28 protein-coding genes are annotated in these 25,266 nt (G+C 40.9%); 13 read left to right on the top strand and 15 right to left on the bottom strand.

Features of this window, described 5'->3' with window-relative positions; translation table 11 throughout:
- Positions 1-116: 116 nt before the first annotated feature.
- The 10 genes from QUE03_RS15735 to yaaA all read right to left on the bottom strand — a co-directional run bounded on the left by QUE03_RS15735 (position 117) and on the right by yaaA (position 8,446).
- A complete protein-coding gene (locus QUE03_RS15735) occupies positions 117-596 on the bottom strand; it encodes a ClpXP protease specificity-enhancing factor (RefSeq protein WP_286262901.1) in 480 nt (159 codons plus the stop codon).
- On the bottom strand, positions 597-1,238 hold the full coding sequence (sspA, locus tag QUE03_RS15740) for a stringent starvation protein SspA (RefSeq protein WP_286262902.1): 642 nt from the start codon (positions 1,236-1,238) through the stop codon (positions 597-599).
- 155 nt (positions 1,239-1,393) lie between these two features.
- On the bottom strand, positions 1,394-2,092 hold the full coding sequence (locus QUE03_RS15745; protein ID WP_286262903.1) for a cytochrome c1: 699 nt from the start codon (positions 2,090-2,092) through the stop codon (positions 1,394-1,396).
- Entirely contained in the window at positions 2,092-3,357 is a 1,266-nt protein-coding gene (locus QUE03_RS15750) for a cytochrome b (RefSeq protein ID WP_286262904.1), read from the bottom strand. Before QUE03_RS15750 ends, QUE03_RS15745 begins: the two co-directional genes overlap by 1 nt.
- The gene (gene petA, locus QUE03_RS15755) at positions 3,357-3,947 is read right to left on the bottom strand and encodes a ubiquinol-cytochrome c reductase iron-sulfur subunit (protein ID WP_286262905.1); all 591 of its coding nucleotides are present in this window, start codon (positions 3,945-3,947) and stop codon (positions 3,357-3,359) included. Before petA ends, QUE03_RS15750 begins: the two co-directional genes overlap by 1 nt.
- 289 nt (positions 3,948-4,236) lie before the next feature.
- Positions 4,237-4,629 (bottom strand): 30S ribosomal protein S9, encoded by a 393-nt coding sequence (gene rpsI, locus QUE03_RS15760; RefSeq protein ID WP_286262906.1) that lies wholly within the window; start codon positions 4,627-4,629, stop codon positions 4,237-4,239.
- A gap of 3 nt (positions 4,630-4,632) precedes the next feature.
- Positions 4,633-5,061, bottom strand: a complete 429-nt coding sequence (gene rplM / locus QUE03_RS15765; RefSeq protein WP_286262907.1) for a 50S ribosomal protein L13 — start codon at positions 5,059-5,061, stop codon at positions 4,633-4,635.
- Between the two features lie 240 nt (positions 5,062-5,301).
- Positions 5,302-7,092, bottom strand: coding sequence for a TIGR03545 family protein (locus tag QUE03_RS15770; RefSeq protein ID WP_286262908.1), 1,791 nt, complete (start codon positions 7,090-7,092; stop codon positions 5,302-5,304).
- 2 nt (positions 7,093-7,094) lie between these two features.
- Entirely contained in the window at positions 7,095-7,610 is a 516-nt protein-coding gene (locus tag QUE03_RS15775) for a TIGR03546 family protein (protein ID WP_286262909.1), read from the bottom strand.
- Positions 7,611-7,669: 59 nt separating this feature from the next.
- Positions 7,670-8,446 (bottom strand): peroxide stress protein YaaA, encoded by a 777-nt coding sequence (gene yaaA, locus QUE03_RS15780; RefSeq protein WP_286262910.1) that lies wholly within the window; start codon positions 8,444-8,446, stop codon positions 7,670-7,672.
- A 255-nt stretch (positions 8,447-8,701) separates the two neighbouring features.
- On the opposite strand from yaaA, the gene tal reads away from it, so the two are divergent.
- The 3 genes from tal to QUE03_RS15795 all read left to right on the top strand — a co-directional run bounded on the left by tal (position 8,702) and on the right by QUE03_RS15795 (position 10,654).
- Entirely contained in the window at positions 8,702-9,655 is a 954-nt protein-coding gene (gene tal / locus QUE03_RS15785; RefSeq protein WP_286262911.1) for a transaldolase, read from the top strand.
- A gap of 230 nt (positions 9,656-9,885) precedes the next feature.
- A complete protein-coding gene (locus tag QUE03_RS15790) occupies positions 9,886-10,059 on the top strand; it encodes a DUF3545 family protein (protein WP_286262912.1) in 174 nt (57 codons plus the stop codon).
- A 79-nt stretch (positions 10,060-10,138) separates the two neighbouring features.
- The gene (locus QUE03_RS15795; RefSeq protein ID WP_286262914.1) at positions 10,139-10,654 is read left to right on the top strand and encodes a DUF6942 family protein; all 516 of its coding nucleotides are present in this window, start codon (positions 10,139-10,141) and stop codon (positions 10,652-10,654) included.
- Here QUE03_RS15795 and QUE03_RS15800 read toward each other — a convergent pair.
- Positions 10,632-11,639 carry an ABC transporter permease gene (locus QUE03_RS15800; protein WP_286262915.1) on the bottom strand — a complete coding sequence of 336 codons (1,008 nt, stop codon included), beginning with the start codon at positions 11,637-11,639 and terminating at the stop codon, positions 10,632-10,634. The two genes, QUE03_RS15795 and QUE03_RS15800, sit on opposite strands and share 23 nt — an antisense overlap.
- A 24-nt stretch (positions 11,640-11,663) precedes the next feature.
- A complete protein-coding gene (locus tag QUE03_RS15805) occupies positions 11,664-12,545 on the bottom strand; it encodes an ABC transporter ATP-binding protein (protein ID WP_286262916.1) in 882 nt (293 codons plus the stop codon).
- A gap of 117 nt (positions 12,546-12,662) precedes the next feature.
- On the opposite strand from QUE03_RS15805, the gene QUE03_RS15810 reads away from it, so the two are divergent.
- A complete protein-coding gene (locus QUE03_RS15810; protein ID WP_286262917.1) occupies positions 12,663-12,842 on the top strand; it encodes a hypothetical protein in 180 nt (59 codons plus the stop codon).
- 2 nt (positions 12,843-12,844) lie between these two features.
- The gene (locus QUE03_RS15815) at positions 12,845-13,063 is read left to right on the top strand and encodes a hypothetical protein (protein WP_286262918.1); all 219 of its coding nucleotides are present in this window, start codon (positions 12,845-12,847) and stop codon (positions 13,061-13,063) included.
- On the opposite strand, the gene QUE03_RS15820 is transcribed toward QUE03_RS15815, so the two are convergent.
- Entirely contained in the window at positions 13,049-15,196 is a 2,148-nt protein-coding gene (locus tag QUE03_RS15820) for a GNAT family N-acetyltransferase (protein WP_286262920.1), read from the bottom strand. The genes QUE03_RS15815 and QUE03_RS15820 overlap by 15 nt on opposite strands.
- A gap of 179 nt (positions 15,197-15,375) precedes the next feature.
- On the opposite strand from QUE03_RS15820, the gene napE reads away from it, so the two are divergent.
- The 8 genes from napE (at position 15,376) to pdxH (ending at position 22,254) form a co-directional block, all read left to right on the top strand.
- A complete protein-coding gene (gene napE, locus QUE03_RS15825; protein ID WP_286262921.1) occupies positions 15,376-15,537 on the top strand; it encodes a periplasmic nitrate reductase, NapE protein in 162 nt (53 codons plus the stop codon).
- A gap of 18 nt (positions 15,538-15,555) precedes the next feature.
- On the top strand, positions 15,556-16,065 hold the full coding sequence (gene napF / locus QUE03_RS15830; protein ID WP_286262922.1) for a ferredoxin-type protein NapF: 510 nt from the start codon (positions 15,556-15,558) through the stop codon (positions 16,063-16,065).
- Between the two features lie 2 nt (positions 16,066-16,067).
- A complete protein-coding gene (locus tag QUE03_RS15835) occupies positions 16,068-16,331 on the top strand; it encodes a chaperone NapD (RefSeq protein WP_286262923.1) in 264 nt (87 codons plus the stop codon).
- A 10-nt stretch (positions 16,332-16,341) separates the two neighbouring features.
- Positions 16,342-18,837, top strand: coding sequence for a nitrate reductase catalytic subunit NapA (gene napA, locus QUE03_RS15840; RefSeq protein ID WP_286262924.1), 2,496 nt, complete (start codon positions 16,342-16,344; stop codon positions 18,835-18,837).
- 10 nt (positions 18,838-18,847) lie between these two features.
- A complete protein-coding gene (locus tag QUE03_RS15845; protein WP_286262925.1) occupies positions 18,848-19,309 on the top strand; it encodes a nitrate reductase cytochrome c-type subunit in 462 nt (153 codons plus the stop codon).
- A gap of 12 nt (positions 19,310-19,321) precedes the next feature.
- Complete coding sequence (locus QUE03_RS15850) at positions 19,322-19,909, top strand: cytochrome c3 family protein (RefSeq protein WP_286262926.1); 588 nt, start codon at positions 19,322-19,324, stop codon at positions 19,907-19,909.
- A 216-nt stretch (positions 19,910-20,125) separates the two neighbouring features.
- Complete coding sequence (locus QUE03_RS15855; protein ID WP_286262927.1) at positions 20,126-21,427, top strand: amidohydrolase; 1,302 nt, start codon at positions 20,126-20,128, stop codon at positions 21,425-21,427.
- A gap of 173 nt (positions 21,428-21,600) precedes the next feature.
- A complete protein-coding gene (gene pdxH / locus QUE03_RS15860; RefSeq protein WP_286262928.1) occupies positions 21,601-22,254 on the top strand; it encodes a pyridoxamine 5'-phosphate oxidase in 654 nt (217 codons plus the stop codon).
- An 84-nt stretch (positions 22,255-22,338) separates the two neighbouring features.
- On the opposite strand, the gene QUE03_RS15865 is transcribed toward pdxH, so the two are convergent.
- Both QUE03_RS15865 and oadA read right to left on the bottom strand, forming a co-directional pair.
- Positions 22,339-23,472 carry a sodium ion-translocating decarboxylase subunit beta gene (locus QUE03_RS15865; protein WP_286262929.1) on the bottom strand — a complete coding sequence of 378 codons (1,134 nt, stop codon included), beginning with the start codon at positions 23,470-23,472 and terminating at the stop codon, positions 22,339-22,341.
- 9 nt (positions 23,473-23,481) lie between these two features.
- On the bottom strand, positions 23,482-25,263 hold the full coding sequence (oadA, locus tag QUE03_RS15870) for a sodium-extruding oxaloacetate decarboxylase subunit alpha (RefSeq protein ID WP_286262930.1): 1,782 nt from the start codon (positions 25,261-25,263) through the stop codon (positions 23,482-23,484).
- Between the last annotated feature and the right edge of the window lie 3 nt (positions 25,264-25,266).

Raw genomic sequence — 25,266 nt, forward strand, 5'->3', positions numbered from 1 at the left:
TAAGTTTTTATCGTAGAAAACACTCTTCCTTGAAATAAAAAACCTAATCCAGTATCTGAATTAGGCTTGTCTTTTTAGCAAAAGGTTTGTTCACCTATTGGTTCCATAACTTAACGTTATTTAATCACTTTTAAGCTAGGGCGACCTTTTGTCGGCTTATCCGATTGCGTATCACCACTTTCACTTGCAGGGTTTTGCTTGCTTTCACCTTTCACAACACCTAATGGTGATTTCTTATCACTTTGCGGCGCTTGCTCATCTTCAGGCGGATATTCAACCGGCAAAGATGTGCCTGCACCATTTTCTTTTGCATAGATAGCAACAATAGCTCCATAAGGAGCAACGAGATGCTCAAGTTTACCGCCAAAACGGGCACTAAACTCGATTGCAGTTTCACCCATCACTATGCTACCGACAGCAGACGCGGCTATATTTAAAACGATTTGCCCATCATTAACGTATGACATCGGGACTTCAACACCGTAAACGTTTACATCCACAACAATATAAGGAGTAAGCTCGTTGTCGGATATCCAATCGTAAAAAGCCCCAATAATATAGGGCTTGTTAGACGTCATTTTAATTGATGAAGTCATTTACGCTGGGTAGCCAAAACGTAATTCTCTTTCCGCTTCAGTTAATGAAGCTTGGAATGATTCACGTTCAAATACTTGAAGCATGTAAGTTTTCAGCTCTTTAGAGCCTTGACCATCTAGCTCGATACCAAATACTGGCAAACGCCATAATAGTGGTGCTAAATAACAATCTACTAAGCTGAACTCTTCGCTCATAAAATACGGCGCCTCGTTTAGTACTGGCGCTACACTTAATAAGCTTTCTTTGAGTTCTTGGCGTGCTTTTTCAGCTGAAGTAGCATCGCCAGTAAGAATTGTTTGTGCAAGGCTGTACCAGTCTTGTTCAATGCGGTGCATCATCAAGCGACTACGACCACGAGATACCGGATAAACGGGCATCAATGGTGGATGAGGAAAACGCTCATCTAAATACTCAATGATAATTTTTGCTTCGTATAGCGCTAATTCACGATCGATAAGCGTTGGCACCGTACCGTATGGATTAAGATCAATAAGATCTTCTGGTAAGTTTGCTAAGTCCACTAAGTGAATATCTACGCCAACACCTTTTTCAGCTAAAACGATGCGGGTTTGGTGACTGTACATATCATCTGCGTGTGAATATAACGTCATTACAGAACGTTTGTTTGCAGCTACGGCCATAGTGCCTCCATAAATGGGAAAGATAAGAATCAACAGAAAGTTGACAATGGCGGCTATGATAACCTATTTACGTTGAAATGAAAAACAGGTCAGACCAGCTGCCGATGTGTAATAAAAAGGCAACCATCATAGTTGCCTTTTTAGATGCCTAGAATTTAGTGCACATCTCTCCAGTATTCTTTCTTCAATAAATATGAAAGAAAGAAGAAAACTACTAAGAACCCTATCACCCAGTAGCCTAAAGCCTTACGCTCAAGTTTATTAGGCTCCGATACGTATTCTAAAAAGTTAGTCAGATCACGAGCGAATTCGTCATATTCTTGCTCCGTCATGCTACCGCCAGTAGCTGGAGACAACACACCGTTTTCATCAATCGTTCTAACGCCTTGCAAGTTTTGTAAAACATGCGGCATACCAACATCTTTAAAGACTTTATTGTTCACTTTGAATGGACGTGCTTCATCAACATAGAAAGAACGTAAGTAAGTGTATACCCAGTCAGGGCTCTTAAAACGTGTTTCTAATGTTAAATCAGGTGGAGCCGCACCAAACCATTTAGCCGCTTCTTTAGCTGGCATGGTGTTAGTGATGTGATCACCCGCTTTTTCACCGGTATACATCCATTCAGCCATACCTTCTTCATCACTAATACCTAAATCAGCAAATGTGCGGTTATAACGTTGGTATTGCAGTTGGTGACAACCTAGGCAATAGTTAATGTAAGACTTAAAACCACGTTTAAGTGACTCTTTGTCTGATAAATCATTATTGGCCGAATCTAAATCTACCGCCGGACCTGCTGCAAAAACAAAGGCTGGCACAAGCATGGCTAATACTAAAATAAACTTTTTCATTATTTAGTCACCCTTTCTGGAACTGGTTTAGTCTTTTCATTCTTCGAGTAGAACCAAAGTGCTATGAAGAAGCCAAAGTAACCTAAACTCGCTACTCGACCAATCAAGTTAGCCATATCAGATGCAGGTAATGTACCCAAAACACCTAAGATAATGAAACAGATAGCAAATTGTGTAAGGTTCAATAAGTGAAGTTTACTACGGTAACGGATCGCTTTAACCGTCCCACGGTCGAACCATGGCAGAGCGAATAACATACCGATGGCAGCAAACATACCTAGCATACCAATTAACTTATCAGGGATAACACGCAAAATGGTGTAGAAAGGACCGAAGTACCATACCGGCACAATGTGCTCTGGTGTTTTCAAACCATTGGCAGGTTCAAAGTTTGGCGCCTCAATGAAATAACCACCACCTTCAGGATAGAAGAACATCACCCAACAGAACAGGATTAAGAAACCGGCTACGCCCATGATATCTTTTACAGAATAGTATGGGTGGAAAGGCACGGCATCAACAATATCGTATTTGTCAGTGTAATGCTTATGGAAAGTAAACTTAGATTTGTCTTCTTCTTTGACACTGCCTTTAGGTTTTTTAATGTCTGTACCTTCAGGGTTGTTAGAGCCAACTTCATGTAGCGCTAAGATGTGTAAGAATACGAGTACAACAAGAACTAAAGGTAAGGCAACAACGTGTAACGCGAAGAAACGGTTTAACGTAGCGCCAGAGATAACGTAATCACCTTTTATCCAAATGGTAAGCTCTTCACCAACCACCGGAATTGCTCCGAATAAGGATATGATTACCTGTGCCCCCCAGTAACTCATGTTCCCCCATGGTAATAAGTAACCCATGAAAGCTTCAGCCATCAGTACTAAGAAAATTAACATACCGAAGATCCACAATAACTCACGTGGTTTTTGGTATGAGCCGTACATCATGCCACGGAACATATGCAAATAAACAACAATGAAGAACGCTGACGCCCCTGTTGAATGCATATAACGCAATAACCAACCGTAATCTACATCGCGCATGATGTATTCAACCGAAGCAAATGCGCCGTCGCCTGATGGTTCGTAGTTCATGGTCAACCAAATACCCGTTAGGATTTGGTTAACAAGAACCAACATGGCTAACGAACCAAAGAAGTACCAGAAGTTAAAGTTTTTGGGCGCTGGGTATTGAGCTAGATGCTTATTCCATGCGTCGGTAACTGGTAGGCGCTTGTCTATCCAAGCCATAAAATTTTCAAACATTATGCTTCTCCTTGGCCAACACCGATGAGTAAGGTGTCATCACTTGGGAAAGAATGCTCTGGCACCATTAAATTTGTTGGTGCTGGAACGCCTGCAAATACGCGGCCAGCCATGTCAAATTTTGAACCGTGACATGGACAGAAGAAGCCATCTGATAAACCTTCAACTTTTTCAGCAAAGTCACCTTTATGATAAGTAGGTGCACAACCTAAATGTGTACAAACACCCAAGGCAACCAAAATTTCTGGTTTGATCGAACGGTGTTGGTTAGTTGCATATTCTGGCTGTTGAGGCTCTTCAGAATTAGGATCACGTAACTGATCTTCAACATTACTTAATTCCGCAAGAGCTTTCTCTGTGCGACGAACAACGTATACAGGTTTACCACGCCATTCTGCACGAATTAATTGACCAGGCTGTAATTTGCTAACATTGACTTCAACCGGAGCACCAGCAGCTTTCGCTCTGGCACTAGGGTTCCACGAACCAATGAAAGGCACAGCCACACCGACTACACCGACACCACCAACAACAGAAGTTGCTGCTGTTAAAAAGCGTCGACGGCCGTTATCCACGGGCGCATTGCTCATTCAATTTCTCCAATTATGTTTTGCTCATACAACACAGAATTATTATTTCTCATTTAAGAGTATAAATTTTTATTATTATGAGCCATCTAGCGACAAAAAAATCTTTGTGATCATAAAGAAAAGCCCCTTTTTTTACAAGGTAATTAAGCACTGTTTGGGCAGAATGTTCAAATTAGTTACAAAATGTGATCTAAAGCAAAATACATTGCTCAATCCTTATTCAGCGTCGAATTTAAGGCATAAAAAAACCGGCGATAAAGCCGGCTTTTGAAATTCTGAAAACGAAATATTAACGTTTTGAGAATTGAGGACGTTTACGTGCTTTATGTAAACCAACTTTCTTACGCTCAACTTTACGCGCATCACGAGTAACATAACCCGCTTTACGTAAATCACCGCGTAATGTTTCGTCGAAGTTCATCAATGCACGAGTAATGCCGTGACGAATAGCACCAGCTTGACCAGACATACCACCGCCAGAAACAGTGATGTTGAAGTCAAACTTTTCTAACATTTCAACTAATTCTAATGGTTGACGAACAACCATACGTGCCGTTTCACGACCAAAGTATACAGAAATGTCACGCTTGTTAATTGTGATTGTACCGTTACCAGCTTTCATGAACACACGAGCAGTTGAGCTCTTGCGACGACCAGTACCGTAATATTGATTATCAGCCATTGCTTACAGCTCCAAAAGTTGTGGTTGTTGTGCAGCATGCATGTGCTCAGGGCCAGCATACACTTTTAATTTGCGGAACATTTGACGACCTAAAGGACCTTTAGGAAGCATACCTTTTACCGCGAATTCCAAAACACGCTCAGGCGCTTTGTCGATAAGCTTTTCGAAGCTAATTTGCTTCAAACCACCAGGGAACTCAGTGTGAGAGTAATAGATTTTACCCTTCGCTTTGTTACCTGTTACTTTAACTTTCTCAGCGTTAACAACAACGATGTAATCGCCTGTGTCACAGTGAGGAGTGTATTCTGGCTTATGCTTACCGCGTAAACGACTTGCAATCTCAGTAGCGATACGACCAAGAGTTTTGTTCTCAGCGTCCACTACAAACCAATCGCGTTCTACGCTTTCAGCTTTTGCTACAAAAGTTTTCATTTAAAAAACCCAATAAAAATTGTTACTTAATTTGATAGTTTACAACAAACTATCGGCTTAAAAGACTACGCAATTACCCCTTCGAGTATCGAGCCTGTTGCCAAGTTCTGGGAAAGAACAAGACATTTGTAACGTAAGGAGCGCGGGATTATACAGAAGTTATTTCGAAAGATCACGTACAATTTTACATCAACGCCCAATTTTCATCATCATTAGGGCGTTGATTTGCCTGTACTTGTTTTAACCAAAAAGTTTGCCTAATTTTTCCTTGAGCTTATCTTTGGCTTTATCTTCTAATTCTTTTTGCTTTTTCTTAAGCACGTCATTATTTTCTAAGCTGTCTAAGGTATTTTCAGAGCCAGTTAATAGCGCTTCAATATCAAGTAACTCAGTCTCTTGGCTGTGACCTAAATCCAGTGCATTTTTCAGTTTATCATTCAATCCTGACTGAAGCTCTGTTTTATAGCCTGACAATTTCGCGCCAATTTGCTGCTTAAATGCTTGCGTGAACATATCATCTAAGGGGGATGATATTGACCAATTAGGCGATAAAATATCACCGATGGCATCAATGCTAATATCGAGATTTTTAGCATTCTTCAATGTTTCAACAACCACGTTCCCGAGTTTTGAATTTGCAGAGCCGACAAAATCATTTTCATTGAGTGTTACTAGGCTATCTAAATTCAACTCTCCATTGTTGATGGCCAGCTGACCACTTCCAGCCAATAAACTACTGTTCAACGACAAATTGAGTCGTTCACTCTCTTTTAACACAATATCTTGAAGAGTGAACTTAGAAAAATTCCATTTACCGTCAGCGGTGAGTTCCTGTCCTTTAGATAAAGCAAAATGGCTGTCTAGTGCGATATCACCTGATGTGGACTGTTCTTTGGCGATAAGTTGAACACGTGATTTTTTATTCAGTAGCCAGTGCTGATGAGTAATATCTGATAGTTCAACAACGTACTCACCTCGTGGCAGTACAATAGAGATCTTTCCTTTTTTAAGTAAGAACTCAGGCATAGGATTGTCTTCATCAAAGTGAACAAATCGACCTTTGCTACCATCTAGGCTTTGAGCATCCGTTGGGTTCTCATTGTCTTTACTTAGCAGTGGTTTTATATATTTGAACGCCAATTCTGCGACTTGATAATACTCTCTCGCTTTCTCTCCGAAAATAATATGTGCAAAATCTTGAGCGTCTAATTTATCAAGCTGATACTTTTTCTCGATATCTTGCCAATCTTCTTGAGGAGCATTTTTTAAATCGACCAATTGCTGAGCTAAGTTATCTTTGCTGGCAAGTAACTCTTTTTTAGCAGAAGAAACTTTAGCCTGTTCTACTTTGAATTCTTTTTTTAACGTGTCAAATTCAGATTTAATACGCTCTAAATCTTCTAGACTCTTCACTTTAGTCTTTGTTAGTGCCTTTACCCGCTGTTCAAACTCTTTCAATTTTTCAGCTTCAGGTAGCTGCTGCTTAAGCTGTTCAATTTTAAGTTTTTCTTCCTGATAACTTTGTTCAAATGCCTGTGCCCGTTTGACTGTTTTTAGATTTGAATTTTCCAATACTGCTCTTGGATCTGGCAGGCTTTGCTCCAATGATTCAAGCCAGCTTTCATCTAGTGGGTCGCCATTTTCAGTTTGAGCATTAGGCGCAACATAAACTTCGCCGATACTTTTTCTAGCTGAGCTCAACTTCAATGCTTCAATGCTCAGATCATCAATAATCGTTTTGCCAAAGAGATAAGGCCATAATGATATACGTGCGGTTGCTTGGTCAAAGCTCGCTATATTATGACTAGGCTTTTTCGGATCAGTCATTTGCATTTGCATCACGGTGAGTGTCATAGGCGAAAAAGCCAATTCAACCTGCCCTACGTTAACTTCAGCCCCTGTGTACTCACTTACGCCATTTTCTATCGCTATTTTTGCAAGAGGCTCGGCAAAGATATAAAAGACAAGTGCTATGACAAAAACGATCGCAGTGAAAAAAGCAAAACCTTGCCAACGGATATAATGGTGCATGATTAACTACCTTGTGGCGTAAGTTGGAGATAAAGTCGAAATAGCTTGGTTGCCTTTAGGGCTTTTACAATACTCAATTTTTCAAAGTAAGCCTGAATGTATTGACGATACTTGTGTACAAAGACCTTAGCCGCAAAATACAACGGTATAAAGCCCACAAGGCCAAGTACTAAACTGCCTATGTTATAGGTGTGATGCAATTGAGCGAGCTTAAATACATCAAATTGATATAACGAAGTAAACAATAAGGACAAGCTTGGTGAGGTTAATAAGTGCTCACCTAGCGCAACAATCGTCCCCGAGAGCAGATAACTCAAACCAGAAAACACTCCGCCAGCAAGAATAAACGTCGCAATGTGGACACGAATAAACAGCACCAAAAAAAGTATCAAGACCGCCTGTATCGATAGCAGCGGCGACAAGCCGAAGATAAAGGCAAATGCTATGGCAGCAGCAATTTGCCTGGTCGAATTTTCTGAATTTAATGCCTGTAACAGCTTTGCCAGTAACGTTAGCATGTTATCTCCATATAATGACCTAAAAAATGACTGATAATGACTAGGTGTCTTACTTAATATTAGACCGTTTCTTTACGAGTAAACGTTAAATCATTTCCTTGGCTTAACGACTCATTGTATCCGTACCCTGCAACATTAAATGCTTTGAGTTCTTCAACGGTAGAAACTTGGTTTTGAATAATATAGCGCGCCATTAAACCTCTGGCTTTCTTGGCAAAAAAACTGATCATTTTATATTGCCCATTTTTCCAATCTTTAAACGCTGGAGTGATTAAGGTCGCGTTAAGTTGCTTTTTCTTAATTGATTTAAAATACTCTGTCGATGCTAAATTTACGAGTAAATCATCGCCTTGATTGGCAAGCGCTTGGTTAATTTCATCAGTGATGAGTTCCCCCCAAAATTGATATAAATTGGTGCCACGTTCATTGCCTAATTTAATTCCCATCTCCAGTCGGTAAGCTTGCATCAGATCTAGTGGCTTTAGGACGCCATATAAACCTGACAAAATACGCAAGTGCTGTTGAGCGAAGTCAAAGTCGTTCTCACTAAATGTACTAGCATCTAAACCAGTGTATACATCACCATTAAATGCCAATACAGCTTGGCGGGCATTCTCTGGGGTAAAAGGTCGTGCCCATTGGCCAAATCTAGCGGCATTTAATCCTGCTATTTTGTCACTCACGCCCATCAAAGAGCTGATATCTGCTGGGGTAAGTTTTATACATTGCTCAATGAGTTCGGCGCTATGCTCCAACAGTTTAGGTTGAGTAAAGTTTTCAGTCGCCAAAGGTGATTCAAAATCTAGATTTTTAGCAGGAGAGACAACAATTAGCATATTAGTTTTTATCCGATGTGAAAATGAAGACCACTATATCACAGCAAAATTGACTCAAAAATGACAAATGCCGCCAATTTAAACAGATTTCAATTATTTATAACTTAGATCGTTAAACCTATAGGCATGGATATGAAAATTTGATACAAATACGTAATGAAACAACCAATATTCGGACTGTTTTTTAATCGATGTCCGTAGTTTTTGTAATTTTGTTTCATTTAATTCCCGAGTTTAGACATTTAAGGTATTCACATGACAAACCAATTAGCGCAATTAAAAGCAATAACAACCGTTGTTGCGGACACCGGTGACATTGAGGCCATTGCGAAATTTAGTCCTCAAGATGCAACCACAAACCCTTCATTGTTATTGAAGGCTGCCGCGCTTCCTGGTTATCAATCACTACTTACACAATCTGTGGAATGGGCGAAAGCACAATCAAACGATGCTGCGCAGCAAGTAATAGATGCTGCTGACAAATTATCAGTACTTATTGGGTTGGAAATATTAAAAACTGTGCCTGGTCGCATTTCAACAGAAGTTGATGCTCGCTTATCTTTTGATACTCAAGGGTCAATAGAGAAAGCCAAAAAGTTAGTCGCTATGTATGAAGAAGCTGGTATTTCTCGAGACAGAATATTAATTAAGGCTGCATCAACATGGGAAGGTATAAAAGCAGCGGAGCAGTTAGAAAAGCAAGGCATTAACTGTAACCTCACGCTACTCTTTGGTTTTGCACAAGCGCGCGCCTGTGCAGAAGCAGGTGTTTATCTTATCTCACCATTTGTCGGCCGAATATTAGATTGGTATAAAGCCAATACGGATAAAAAAGAATATCAGGCTGATGAAGATCCAGGTGTGGTGTCAGTCACCAGCATTTACAACTACTACAAAGCAAAAGGCTACAAAACCGTAGTAATGGGTGCTAGCTTTAGAAATGTCGGTGAAATACTGGCATTAGCCGGCTGTGATCGTTTAACCATTAGCCCACAATTAATGGATGAGCTTGCTAATTCGTCAGAAACAGTGGTTCAAAAACTGTTTAGCGACCAAACATCAATTGCTGAAGAAGCGCCACTTTCAGAGCAAGCATTTCGCTGGCAAATGAACGAAGACCAAATGGCAACAGAAAAACTAGCCGAAGGTATTCGTAATTTTGCAGCTGATCAGCTAAAGCTTGAAAAGCAACTTGCTGAATTACTATAGTTAGTCGCCATCTAACGCTAACTACTGGTAGTTGTGTACAAAAAGCGACCTAAAACGGTCGTTTTTTTTGTTCCATCTCAAGTATTTGTTCCATAAGAATATTTTATTTATTACGTCACTGTTCAGTTACAACTATCACGAATAAGTTAACAATTATTCACCAAAAGTGTTTTAAATTTTAAACGACTATGGTATTAAAAAGGTGCAGTTGTAGATAAAAGGAGCATTCCATGGATAAACTTCAAAGTGTATTAGCCTCAATGGATAAAAGACCGAAAGTTAAAGCAAGTACAAATAAAAAAAGAAAGTGGCGTGAAATTGAACAACTGAAAGAAAAATTCCAACTCGAAAAAGAACTTAAAGTTTACGAAGACTCGTTGGAATACATGTTAGAAGACTTTTAGCGCTGAAAGACTCTAATAAGTAAAGGCCCGGGAAACCGGGCTTTTTTATGGGCAAAAAAAACATATAGGATTTCAAGTTATGATTGGTATAGGTAACCCTAATGCCCAAATATATTTTTATATTGAGAACGTTCCACCACTCAACCAATATCAAACACTTAACGACATTACCCCAGTGCAAACTGGCGACATTGCTAATATTTCCGCACTTACCGGTAATCATTGGCGAAAAATATTTAATGTGATGGCGAAACTTGCTTTCGAATTAGACGATGAATTAGCGCCCACCTGGCAATCATTGAGAGACAATTCATTGCTGCAAAAAGACAGCAATTATTGCTTATGTTTTTTAGCTCCTAATTATCTCAATATGGCGCTAAACAAACTACATATAGTTTTAGGCAAAACTTATGCAACAAGCAGCGGTATAGCAGAAAAGTGTCATTGGCTTACCTCAAGCTTTGCGATAAATGAATCAAAACAAATTATTATCTCTCCTTACTTTGATTACCGCCAACTATCCAATGTAAAGATCACTCAACTTGTGCAACTTATCAGGCAATTAAGGGAATTTAACGCTCCGTATTCCAACTAAACAAGTAGGCTCCAAGGCTTAAAAACAGAGCACTCATTCCTACCAGTACGTATATATGGTAACTAATATCGGCCAATGTTGCCCCTTCAGTAATGATCTCGCGAGCTCCTGCTACTAAATGAGTGAGCGGTAAGAAGTCAGCCACTATACGCATAGGCTCTGGCGCGCCTTCTAGACTAAACCAAACCCCTGAAAGTAACATCATTGGCCACGACGTTAAGTTGAGCAAGCCACCAATGAGCTCTTCACTTTTGCTACGTGAAGCCACCAATAGCCCCATCGTGATCAAACTAAAGGCACCAAGAAACCCGATGATCAGTAAATCTATGTAACTGCCCAACATATAAAAATCGAACATAAAGTTACAGCCCATATACACGGCACTAGACATAAACATCACAATAAACAAACGAGAAAGTAGTTGCGCGGAAACAAATTCAAACGCAGAAAGAGGTGTCGCTTTGAGCCGTTTTAAGACATGATTTTTCCGATAACGAACAATCACGTAACCTACGCCAAAAAGGCAACTAAACATCATGTTCATACCTAGAATACCCGGTAATACCCAGTCGACATAACGAATGGCTTCACCTATTAAAATGTTGCGCTTAAATGTGTGTTGCTGTGCTTGAAAAATTTTCTCAACAAGATAGCTTTTTGGCGAGAGTTCATTAACCCAATAACTTTTCTGATCATAATCAATGATCAAATCGATGCTGTGACGGGTAAGTTTATCTTGTGCCTTTTGTAACTCTTGATAATCAACAAAATCAATATGCTTGGTATCCAAAAAGGGGTGTTGTTGATGTGCACTAAGGTCTAGAACCCCCACTTTATATACGCCTTTGTTGTCACCAGAAAATACGAAAGAAAAACCCACGAGCAACAACACAGGAAATAAAATATTCCAGCCTAACGAAGCCTTGTCTCTGAAAAATTCAATATTTCTCGCCTTAAACACTGCAAAAAAACGTTTAAAATTCATTTGATTCCTTACCGCCGATAGACCTTATTCTCTCAGCGAATGCCCAGTTAATTTCAAAAACAGGTCGTCCAAATTAGCCGACTTAACTTGCAGCTCATCAAGAGGAACTTTGTACTTCATCAAAAGCGACAAAGTTTGCTCAACATTTGCCGTCGTAATTTCTACGCGGCTTTGACGAGTTGTCCAGCCCTCTGATGTGATTAGTACCTGAGGTACAGTTTCTTTGGGTAAATAGATAAAAACATGCTCAAAATGTTGAGACAGTAACTTTTCAGGCTGGCCTTGCTCGATAATTTTCCCACGATCCATGATGATAATTTCATCACATAGTTGCTCGGCTTCATCCATATAGTGCGTAGTTAACACAATAGTTTTATTTTGTGCTTTGATGTTTTTGATCAGCTGCCAGAAGTTACGTCTCGCCTGAGGGTCGAGCCCCGTAGTTGGCTCATCAAGAAAAACGATATCAGGGTCATTAATAAGTGCAAGGGCTAATAACAACCTTTGCCGCTGACCACCTGAGAGTAACCGATTATCTCTATCTAGAAAATCCGAAAGATCACACAGCTCAATAAGCATATCGACTGACAAAGTCTCATCGTAAAATGAGCCAAATAAATCTAACGTTTCCTTAACGGTCAGGAAATCTTGCAGCGCGGTATTTTGAAATTGTATGCCGATATGATGTGCCGTCTGATCTGAAGCTGGCTCTCCATAGTAGAGCACCTCTCCTGAACTCGCAGGGATTATACCTTCCATTATTTCAATAGTGGTTGTTTTACCCGCTCCATTCGGCCCCAGAAGGCCGAAACAACAACCTTTGCTTATCTCAAAACTGACGTCATCCACAGCAGCTACGTCATTGTAGTTTTTAAATAATGCCCGTACTTGTATCACCTGTTCCATCAAAATCCTCTGATGCTATCTTTCACAAACACACCAAATGAGAATAATTATCATTTACATCTAGTGTTCATTATATTATTGTTTATACATTCCTAGCCTAGTCTAAAGGGTTATCTGATGTCACCAAAAAAATACATGCTACCTGATACAGTAAAAATTGAGTTGCCTAGTAGCCTATTGGCTGAACTTATCTGCAATGGTTTAATTTTCGGCCACGATTGTAAATGTTTAGATGAAAATGCCAAACAAGTGCTTTGGCAATCATTATTGCTGTCAAGTACGCACAGGAGTCGCTAATCATGAGACATACACACATTTCGCAAATGGAAGATTGGTTAAGTGTATTAATCGCCAGCTATGAAGTCGCGCCCAGTAAGAATGTTGTACAGTGTATTTTGTATTACATCGATCGAATTTTACTGGATGATGAATGTAATGCACGTGATCACTCTCATTGCCAATACCACAGAATGAAGGCTTACTGGCATCGACAAAAATATATGCTAACCCGTGGTTAATTTTGAAGAGACAGTCTTCACTAAGTACTGATTGAGCGCTTTTTTACCAGTAAAGCCATATTGTTGACACACCTTGGCCACCGAGTGCTTCATCAAAATACGTGCAATTAATGGATACAAGGATTCGTCACTACTGTGCATGGAGACGATCAAAGTCAACAACCATTGATGAAGTTCAAAGACAATGCAACTGTATTGCGCCTCTTTATTGGCAAAGGCGATAATTTTGTCATGAGCATCATCAGTAAGTAAATTCGAACGAGAATTTTTGGCTAAAATCAACTGTACTAACGGTACTGACAACTGCTGGTATTCGTCAGTCAGCAGATAGCTAAACGAGTTATAAAAAGTAGCATTTAAACTCTCCACGAAATTGGTTGCCTTATTATTAACACTTTTGAGCATCATCGCAGAATGCTCACCACTAGATGCGTCTGTGGAAAATCCGATTCGGGTAATTTGATAGCCATTATCAAACCAAAAGTTGCAGACTTCAGGATTGGCCGCGAAGCTAGTTCCAAGACAATCAATTTCATTTCGTTTTGCCCAATTTTCTATTGAGGTCAATAAATGGCTTCCTAGTCCGATTTGTTGTATCGACGGATGCACCGCAATACGCATAATCCTAAGATATTGATAATCAAATGCTTGCTTATTAACGCATTGAGTTAAAATTGATTGCGGCAAGAAGTGATTTTTAAGCCGCCTTTTACCTTGTTTTATTGCGTCAACTAATGCCGGCTCAACTCCACCTTCTCGTAGTGTTAAGGCGACAGCCAATATTTGATGTTCAGGTGAACGAAGCGCAAAGATTCTCACCTGAGGGTTATCCAACAACATTTTTAAGTCGCTTGGCTTTGTTTGGTAGTGAGCAGTAACTAACACCGAGAAAACTTGCTTTAATAAGGTTTCGTCTTGCAATAACTGTGCTTGGCTCAAAGGCACAAATTCTGCCGATGCACTTATAGCACTTTGCGCTTCAACATCAGCGCTAATATTACTTAATTGAGCATTCAACAAACAGGTATCAAATAGCAAAGACTCGAGTGGGTCCTTTTCTGCCCACCGCACCGGCTGATGTAAGTGCAATGATTGGAAATTAGGCTTGTGAGCTTTTAGTAAAGGTAAAAACTTAAGCGTAAATCCTCTTCCCGCACCTTCATATCCATGCACGGTACTTGAAAAAACACACGTTGGTGCAAGCTCTAACATTCGCTTTAACAAATAAACTGGAACTCCTGCCGCTTCATCTACCAATAATATATCTATATCGGGGGATTGTTTAATTAGCTGATCTACAGGTAAATAGGTAATGGAATTTTTACCAATCGTGAGCTTCCCTTGATGTTGGTTTATATTGTGATTCAATGATTGATTAAGCAACCTGAGCTGTCGTTCGAGATGACTATAAAAAATGGTCAGTGCAGCACGATTAGGGGCTGTAATGACCATCTGAATTGGACGCGTACTCGATATAAAAAGTTGAGCACAGACAAGCGCTAACGCAGTAGTCTTTCCGCGTCCTCGATCGGCGGTCAGTACCACTGGGTCTTTTTTCTTTGACTTGATAGCACTGCAGATCAACTGTACGGCATTAGTTTGTTCACTAATTACCTCGTACGATGGCTTAATCTGTTGACTAAAAGACCGACCATTATTTAAATGTTCTTCGGTTTTTATCAGCTGCACATTTCCTTGTTCAGACACGTAATAATTGCGCTCAGACTGTTTTATGTACTGCAAAAACCTTGACAAAAAATGAGTAGGGACGAAGGAGCTATCCTGGCTATTGAGCCAGACAAAACAAATTCCACCGGCAGCGATTGTGCCAGCAAGGGCGGCCAAAGCATCAACGTTAAGTTCTGGGTCGACAAACAACAGAAACTGATTTTCTGTACCTAAGTGGTGAGTGTAAGTTTTTCGATTAACGTCTCCTGAAACAGTGGCAAGCTCACTATAAGTTAACAACCTATTTTGTGTACCATTATCGCTAGAATTCAAAGTTGTTTTATCTAAAAACTCTTGTATGTTCTGCTGCGCCCACAATAAGTCACCGTCCAAAACTACAAGGCTACGATGCTTTGAACGCAACAGGTTGAGATACAATTTTTTTAAGAATTCATAAATCGTCATTAAGATGTTACAGTCATGTAAAATAATCGTACAAAATCAATATTCTATACTAAACTTGAAAGCAAAGTTTGATTTTGCTTTTTTTGTTATTAAATATCCCTAACTTTTGTGCGGGATCAATATTTTAGAATTAAAACAGACGGACAATATCTCCGTTTAATAAAAGTAGGTAGAGCATAATGGAAACAGAATACACTCCAGAGCAACAAGAAAAACATGAGCGAAATACGTTTTTATTTTTGGCCGTATTTTTAGCGCCGATTCTTTCGGTCATCATTGTTGGCGGTTTTGGATTCGCAATTTGGATAAGCCAAATCCTAATGGGCCCGCCAACGTCGTAAGATGACGGACAGTTAAACATGGAAGAACTTGCAAATCCAGCGCGAAGAAGACTGTTTAGAGGAAAAGTAAGCTCGAAACCTCAGCTTCGTCTGCCTTGGGTAAAGAGTGAACGTGATTTCTTATCCCAATGTACTCAGTGCAAAGCCTGCATCGATAATTGTGAAACTAATATCATTGTTAAAGATGATCTAGGTTACCCAAAAGTTGATTTTAGCCAAGGAGAATGTACTGATTGTAAAAAATGTATTGAAGTGTGCGAGCAACCTTTATTTAAGTCGGACGCTGAAATTGCTAGCTGTGCGCCTTGGCCAATTAATTTTAAAATTGAAAAAAGCTGCTTAGCGTTAAACCAGATTTATTGCCAAAGTTGTAAAGACGCCTGTGACACAAGAGCGATTGAATTTAATTTCCTCGATTCGAGTATTCCTAGTCCAAGTTTAAACAACGATGATTGCAGCCAGTGTGGCGCCTGTATTGAGGTGTGTCCACAAAGTGCAATCAAATATGACTTTAATGTCGAGAAATAATTATGACTCAAGAACATGAGTACCACGTTGCTAGTTTTGTAGCACACGGCAGGCCAGAAAGCAGCGAAGTGCTGTCACAAGAAATTATCGCTATAGAGGGCGCTGAGATACACGCAGTAAGTGAAGAGGGTAAAATTGTATTTACCATTGAAGCAAATAACCAAAAATTAATTGCTGCGCGTTTAGACGAATTTAAGCATCACGATGAACTCATGAGTTTATCACCCATTTACCATCAATTTTTAACAGAAAATGAACCAAACTAAGGTGAGTACAATGACTATAAATCGCCGAGAATTTATTAAAGCAAATGCGGTCGCAGCCGCAGCGGCCGTAGCTGGGGTGTCTGTACCAGCAGCAGCCTCAAACCTAATCACAACCAGTGATGCAACAAAGATAAAATGGGATAAAGCCGCTTGTCGTTTTTGTGGTACAGGTTGTAGTGTCAACGTCGGTGTTATGGACGGTAAAGTTGTAGCTACCCACGGTGATATTAAATCACCTGTGAATAAAGGCCTTAACTGCGTAAAAGGCTATTTCTTATCGAAAATCATGTACGGCAAGGATCGAATTACCACTCCATTGCTGCGCATGAAAAATGGTAAGTACAGCAAAGACGGCGATTTCACACCAATCAGTTGGGATCAAGCCTTTGACGTTATGGCTGAAAAAGCAAAAGACGCATTGAAGAAAACAGGCCCAACAGCAGTTGGTATGTTTGGCTCTGGTCAGTGGACAGTACAAGAAGGTTATGCTGCCGCAAAACTGTATAAAGCAGGATTTAGATCTAACAACATTGATCCTAACGCACGCCACTGTATGGCTTCTGCGGTTGGTGGCTTTATGCGTACCTTTGGAATTGACGAGCCTATGGGTTGTTATGACGACATGGAAGCGGCTGATGCCATCGTTCTGTGGGGTTCTAATATGGCTGAAATGCACCCAATCCTTTGGACACGTGTTACCGATCGCCGTTTAAGTGCCCCTCATGTAAAAGTAGCTGTACTTTCTACTTACGAGCACCGCAGCTTTGATCTTGCTGATAACGGTATGATTTTCACACCGCAAACAGATTTAGCTATATTAAACTATATCGCGAATTACATTATTCAAACAGATCGTGTAAACAAAGACTTTGTTTCTAAACACACCAATTTCCGTTTAGGTAATACCGATATTGGCTACGGATTACGTCCTGAACATCCGCTTGAGCAAAAAGCAAAAAACAACAAAAAAGCGGGTGGCTCTAAAGCAATCAACTTTGATGAATATGCTAAATTTGTTAGTACCTATACTGCGGAATATGTTTCCAAACTTTCTGGTGTTCCTGAGCACAAATTAAAAGATCTCGCTGAAATGTATGCAGATCCGAAAGTGAAAGTTACCTCTTTTTGGACTATGGGTTTCAACCAACATACACGAGGAGTCTGGGCGAACAATTTAGTTTATAACATCCATTTATTAACAGGTAAGATTGCAACTCCTGGTAACAGTCCGTTCTCATTAACAGGTCAACCATCTGCTTGTGGTACTGCTCGTGAAGTTGGAACATTCGCTCACCGCCTGCCTGCTGATATGGTTGTTAAAAACCCTAAACATCGCGCTTATGCTGAAAAAATCTGGAAGCTACCTGAAGGTACCATTCCACCTAAGCCGGGCTATCATGCCGTTTTACAAAACCGAATGCTAAAAGATGGCAAACTTAACTTTTATTGGGTGCAATGTAATAACAACATGCAAGCTGCGGCGAACATGAACGAAGAAGGTCTCCCAGGATACCGCAACCCTAAAAACTTTATTGTCGTTTCAGACCCTTACCCAACGGTAACTGCACAAGCTGCCGACTTAGTATTGCCGACAGCAATGTGGGTAGAAAAAGAAGGTGTATACGGTAACGCAGAGCGTCGTACTCAAGCCTGGTATCAAATGGTCGAGGCGCCTAAAGGTGCTAAATCAGACATGTGGCAAGTGGTTGAGTTTTCAAAGCGCTTTAAAATCGAAGAAGTTTGGCCAGAAGAACTCATTGCAAAACAACCAGAAGTACGTGGCAAAACGTTATTTGACGTACTTTACGCCAATGGCAACGTGGATAAGTACAAACTAGATGAAGTCCCTGAAGACCGTTTAAATGATGAATCACGTGACTTTGGTTTCTACATTCAAAAAGGTCTATTTGAAGAGTATGCAACCTTTGGTCGCGGTAAAGCGCACGACTTGGCACCGTATGATCGATACCATGAGGTACGCGGCTTACGTTGGCCTGTTGTTGACGGCAAAGAAACTAAATGGCGCTTTAAAGAAGGGTCAGATCCTTACGTGAAACCTGGAAGTGATTATGACTTCTACGGTAAGCCTGATGGTCGAGCAGTCATATTTGCTCTACCTTATGAGCCGGCAGCAGAATCACCAGATAGCGAATATGACTTGTGGTTATCAACGGGTCGCGTGATTGAACATTGGCACTCAGGCTCAATGACTCAACGTGTACCAGAACTTTATAAAGCCATGCCGGATGCATTAATTTACATGCATCCAGATGATGCAAAATCTCGTGGTATGCGCCGTGGTGACAAAGTTAAGATTGTTTCTCGTCGTGGTGAAGTTGAAACACGCGTAGAAACTAGAGGCCGCAACAAGCCACCTAAAGGTCTAGTCTTTATGCCTTGGTTTGATGCCAGTCGCTTAGTAAACAAAGTAACACTTGATGCAACCGACCCGCTTTCAAAAGAAACAGACTTTAAAAAGTGTGCCGTTAAAGTAGTTAAGGCTTAGGAGCATTATCATGAAAACGTTTAAAACTTTAATTCTAATCTGCTCATTGGCAATGACTACGTTAGTTACTGCTGAAGATAATGAAATTGCTACCTTGAGAGATAGCACGGCGCTGGATACTCAACAAAAAACCAATGCCATCCCTAAGATCATTAATAGCGATATTAAGCAAACGCGTAATTACCCTATGCAGCCGCCGCTAATTCCTCACAAAACGAGAAATTACGAGGTGAATTTGAATACTAACAAGTGCATGTCTTGTCATTCACGTCAACGTACTGAAGACTCTCAAGCACCTATGGTAAGTGTTACGCATTTTATGAACAGAGACGGTAATTTCTTGGCAGAAGTTTCACCACGACGTTACTTTTGTAATCAGTGTCATGTAACCCAAGCTGATGCAAAACCACTAGTCGACAATACGTTTGTTGATATGCATACGTTAATGAAAAATCAACCTAAGAAAAAGTAACGGAGCGGTTTTATGATTGATAAAATTAAAATCGCGTGGGCAACACTCAGACGTCCAAGTGCGTACTACAGTTTAGGCTTTTTAGTCATTGGTGGCTTTATCGCTGGTATCGTGTTCTGGGGTGGATTTAACACCGCCCTAGAAGTGACTAATACAGAAGAGTTTTGTATTTCATGTCATGAAATGGAAAACAACGTCTATGAAGAGTTGAAAACTACCATTCATTTTTCTAACCGTTCTGGTGTAAGAGCAACTTGCCCAGATTGTCATGTACCACATAAGTGGACAGATAAGATTGCACGAAAAATGCAGGCGTCTAAGGAAGTATGGGGCAAATTATTTGGCACGATCAATACGCGTGAAAAATTCCTTGCCAACCGGAAGCGCCTTGCTCAACATGAATGGCATCGCTTAAAAGCCAACGATTCATTGGAGTGCCGTAACTGTCACAACTTTGATTACATGGACTTTACATCGCAAAGCCCGCGTGCCGCGAAACAGCACTCTACATCACTTGCCAGTGGTGAGAAAACCTGTATCGACTGCCATAAGGGTATAGCACACCAATTGCCAGATATGGCGGGAGTAGAAGGCTGGTAATTTAACCCTTTTACTTGTAAACCACTAAAAAGGCTGATCATTGATCAGCCTTTTCTTTTAATGCTCTATTAAAATCCACATCCGAAACTTAAGTGATCAATAAAAAGAAATATCAGAGCGCCAATTTATTCTATGAAAGATTAAATCTTCAACAATAGTAAAATCTATTTCAATCGAGTAAGGTAAGTGCATTAACAACAACAATAGAAATTGCTCATGAAAAAACTTCTTTTAGCTTCTGCAATTGCAGCAAGTTTTTCACTCTTTACTACCGCTACACATGCCGATCATGATGTGGCTAAACTCGCTACCAAAATTGAACCAGAAGTGATCAAGTGGCGCCGTCATTTTCACCAACATCCAGAACTTTCCAACCGAGAATTCGAAACCGCCAAAACGATTGCTAAGTTTCTTACTGAGCTTGGTTTGGATGTACAAACAGGCGTTGCAAAAACAGGTGTTGTTGCCATATTAGATTCCGGTAAACCTGGCCCTGTAGTCGCGCTACGTGCTGATATAGACGGTTTACCCGTGACTGAGAATACGGGCTTATCGTTCGAATCAAAGGTACGTTCAACCAATAATGGTCAAGATGTTGGTGTTATGCACGCTTGTGGTCATGATACCCATATCGCTATGTTAATGGGCGCTGCAAAAATACTAACCTCAATGAAAAGCGAACTAACAGGCAAAGTTAAGTTTATATTTCAGCCCGCTGAAGAAGGTGCTCCTCGCGGTGAAGTTGGTGGCGCACAGGTTATGGTTGAAGAAGGTGTACTTAAGAATCCTGATGTCGACGTTATTTTCGGCCTACATATCAGCTCAGATCTTGAGGTAGGTAAGGTTGAATATAAAGAAGAAGGCATCATGGCCGCGGTAGACCCGTATAAGATTGTGATTAAAGGAAAGCAATCTCATGGCGCTTATCCTTGGCTAAGTGCCGACCCTATTGTCACCTCTGCTCAAGTGATTATGGGCCTACAGACCATCGTCAGTCGTGAAGTTAAACTTGTCGACAGTGCCGCGGTTGTTACTGTTGGCATGATCCATGGCGGAAATCGCTCGAACATCATTCCAAATGAAGTTGAACTTGTAGGCACTATTCGGACATTGAATCCGGAGATCCGCACACACATTCACGAAGCCGTTAACCGCAAAGCTAAAGCCATAGCTGAAAGTATGAATACTACTGCTGAGGTTACACTGCCGCTAGATTACAGCTATCCGATCACCTATAACGACCCCGCTTTAATGCAACAAATGCTACCAACATTAAAAGCTACGGCTGGTAAAGGTAATGCAGTATTAACAAAAGCAGTCACTGGTGCTGAAGATTTTTCTTTCTTCCAAGAAGAAGTGCCGGGCTTATATTTATTCGTTGGAGGCAAAGCGAAAAATATGCCTGTCGAAGAAGCACCGGGACACCATACGCCAGAATTCAAAATAGACGAAAGTGGCATGAAATTAGGCGTAAAACTTCTCACTAACCTAACCATCGACTACATGAAATCAAAATAACGTTAATCACTTTTTGATGACCAAAGGCGAACAATATTGTTGTTCGCCTTTTTTGTTTTTACCGACAAATTTAGCTCTAACGCTAAAAGAAGACAAACAAATACTCGGATGACTAGCGACAGCAATTGATAACTTGCTAGAATATGACCAACTTATTTAGCATGTTTAAAATTATGACGTTTCTAGAAAAATTGCGCTGCCTGTTTACTTTCGGACAAGGCGTTGCATTGCCCTTACCCAAGTTAGATGAAAATGTTGAGCCGTTAGTGTTGTTCACTCAGTGGTTTGAAGATGCAAATAAATCTGGCATTTTGCTCCCTGAATCAATGTCAGTTAGTAGCTGTACCAAAGAGGGCCGGCCAAGTAGTCGTATGGTGTTACTAAAAGAATTCGATGACAAAGGCTTCGTGTTCTATACCAACTATGGTAGCCGTAAAAGCATTGAGTTGTCTGAAAACTCTCATGTCGCCCTACTCTTTCATTGGAATGTGCTTCAACGTCAAATTCGAATTGAAGGTACAATTGAGCGAACATCGACAGAGCAATCTAAACAATATTTCCATAGCCGTGATCGGGGTAGCCAAATAGGCGCTCATGCGTCTAAGCAAAGCCAAAAGCTTAAGCACGACAACGAACTTTTGCAGCGCGTTGACTATTTCAATGGCAAATACTCAACCGGAAAAGTTCCTTTGCCAGAATTTTGGGGTGGCTATCGTGTAGTACCCACTTATATTGAGTTTTGGCAAGGTCGTGCCAGCAGGCTTCATGATCGTTTATGTTTTGAGAAAAAAGACGGTAAATGGCAACACTTTAAACTTCATCCATAAATTCTCAAAACGTATTTACAGCCAATAAAAAAGCCCGAAGAGAACTCTCTATTCGGGCTTTTCAGTTTTAGTCAAAAATAAAGCTTATGGGCCAACTAGTGCTAACAGTATACCTGCTGCTACCGCCGAGCCAAGTACCCCGGCCACATTGGGTCCCATTGCATGCATCAATAAGAAATTATGTGGGTTCGACTCTAAACCTACTTTATTTGCAACGCGAGCCGCCATCGGCACCGCTGAAACCCCAGCTGCACCAACAAGTGGATTAATCGGATCTTTAGACAGCTTGTTCATCAACTTAGCCATCAATACGCCAGAAGCAGTACCAATAGAGAACGCCACCGCCCCTAGAGCCAAAATACCTAATGTTTCAACGTTTAAAAATTTGTCCGCGCTTAGTTTTGAACCAACACCTAAACCTAAGAAGATAGTGACAATATTAATCAGCTCATTTTGAGCCGTTGAGCTCAAGCGGTCAACCACTCCGCATTCGCGCATCAAATTACCCAGACAGAACATACCGACCAGTGGCGTTGCCGCTGGTAAAAAGAATATGGTCATCAGTAATACGGCGAGTGGGAAGATTACCTTTTCGACTTTGGTTACATGGCGCAACTGAGCCATTTCAATTTTACGCTCTTCATCCGAAGTTAGCGCACGCATGATTGGCGGCTGAATAATCGGTACTAAGGCCATATACGAATACGCTGCTACCGCTATAGCGCCTAGCAATTCAGGTGCTAACTTCGAAGCTAAAAATATAGCCGTTGGTCCATCAGCACCACCAATAATCGCAATGGCTGAAGCATCTTGAAGCGTAAATTCAAATCCAGGAATTGCATTTAAGGCGATGGCACCAAACAAAGTAGCAAAAATACCAAACTGAGCGGCAGCCCCTAAAAATAACATTTTAGGGTTTGCGATCAGCGCGCCAAAATCGGTCATTGCGCCAACCCCCATAAAGATCAAGAGCGGGAATATCCCCGTGTCTATACCGGCATAATATATGTAATGCAGTAGGCCACCGACTTCAGAAAAACCTGCCATAGGGATATTGGTCAATATGGCACCAAATCCCATAGGGACTAACAATAATGGTTCAAAATTCTTAGCAATTGCTAGAAACAGCAAGCCACATCCGACCAACATCATAATGACTTGACTAAACTCAAAGTTTGCTAAGCCAGTGGATAACCAAAGCGTATTTAACGAATCCATTGCTGTTCCCTATGCAAGACTAAGTAACGCATCGCCAACCGCGACGGCATCACCTTCTTTGACATGCAAACCGACAATTTCGCCGCCGGTTACCGCTCTGATTTCCGTTTCCATCTTCATTGCTTCCATGATCATCACAACATCGCCAGCAGCAACGGTATCGCCTTCTGAAGCTAACACCTTGAAGATATTACCTGCTAGCGGTGCATTTAGTGTTTCTTCTGCTGAGACAGACGCTGTTTGTTTGATAGCTGCATCCGCTGCAGAGGTTACTGAACTAACAGAGCCACTTGGACCAACAATTACGTCATACACTTTGCCATCAACACTGACTGAATAGCTTTCAGCTGGCTTAGCATGCGCATCTGGCTTAGCAGATGCTGCTGATACTTGTAAATCCTCTTTAGTTGGTACAGGTTCAAAAGCATCAGGATTATTTCTATTTTCTAAGAACTTAAGTCCAATTTGTGGGAATAACGCATAAGTTAATACGTCATCAATCGCCTCATCAGCTAAGCTAATGCCTTTCTCTTTCGCTAAACCTTCTAACTCGCCGGTTAGCTTATCCATTTCGGGATCGAGCAGATCAGCTGGGCGACAAGTAATCGCTTCAGCGCCATCAAGTACTCGAGCTTGCAATTCTGCGTTGACCTTGTCTGCTGTAGCGCCATATTCGCCTTTCAACACCCCAGCAGTTTCTTTGGTAATGGTTTTATAACGCTCACCGGTTAGTACGTTTAAAACAGACTGTGTACCGACAATTTGCGACGTTGGTGTAACTAGTGGAATATAACCTAAGTCTTTACGAACTTTAGGAATTTCAGATAATACTTCATCTAGTCTATCTGCGGCGCCTTGTTCTTTAAGCTGGCTTTCCATATTGGTCAACATACCGCCAGGTACTTGCGCCAATAGAATACGTGCGTCAACACCTTTTAAGCTACCTTCAAATTTGGCGTATTTTTCTCGTACATCACGAAAGTATGCGGCAACTTCTGCTAGTTTCTGCATATCTAAACCAGTATCTCGTGGAGAGCCCTCAACAGCCGATACAATAGTTTCCGTGGGAGAGTGTCCGTAGGTCATACTCATTGAAGAAATTGAGGTATCAATAACGTCAATATCAGCATCAATAGCTTTCATATGAGTTGCAACACTGAGACCTGTTGTTGCATGACAATGTAAGGCGATAGGTAAAGAAACGGTTTCTTTGAGCTTACCAATAAGTTCTTGCGCAAAATACGGCTTTAGTAGCCCAGCCATATCTTTAATACATAAAGAATGTGCGCCCATGTCTTCTAGCTGTTTGGCCATTGTTAACCAACCATCAAGGGTATGAATTGGACTTTCTGTAAAGCTCAATGTCCCTTGCGCATGTGCCCCCACTTTAACCGCGGCTTTAATTGCAGTTTGTAAGTTTCGTACGTCATTCATAGCGTCAAAAATTCTGAAAACATCAACACCATTGACGTGAGCACGCTCTACAAATTTTTCAACAACATCGTCGGCATAATGACGGTAGCCAAGAATATTCTGACCACGGAATAACATTTGTTGTTTGGTGTTCGGCATGGCTTTTTTCAGTTCACGAATGCGGTGCCAAGGATCTTCACCTAAATATCGAATACACGAGTCAAATGTCGCGCCTCCCCAGGATTCAATTGACCAATAACCAATTTCATCAAGTTTTGATGCGATAGGAAGCATATCTTCTAAACGCAAACGAGTAGCTAAAAGTGACTGATGGCCATCCCTTAAGACAACCTCTGTGAGACCTAATGGTTTTGTCATGAC

Source organism: Thalassotalea atypica (assembly GCF_030295975.1).
GTDB classification, from domain to species: Bacteria; Pseudomonadota; Gammaproteobacteria; order Enterobacterales; family Alteromonadaceae; genus Thalassotalea_F; species Thalassotalea_F atypica.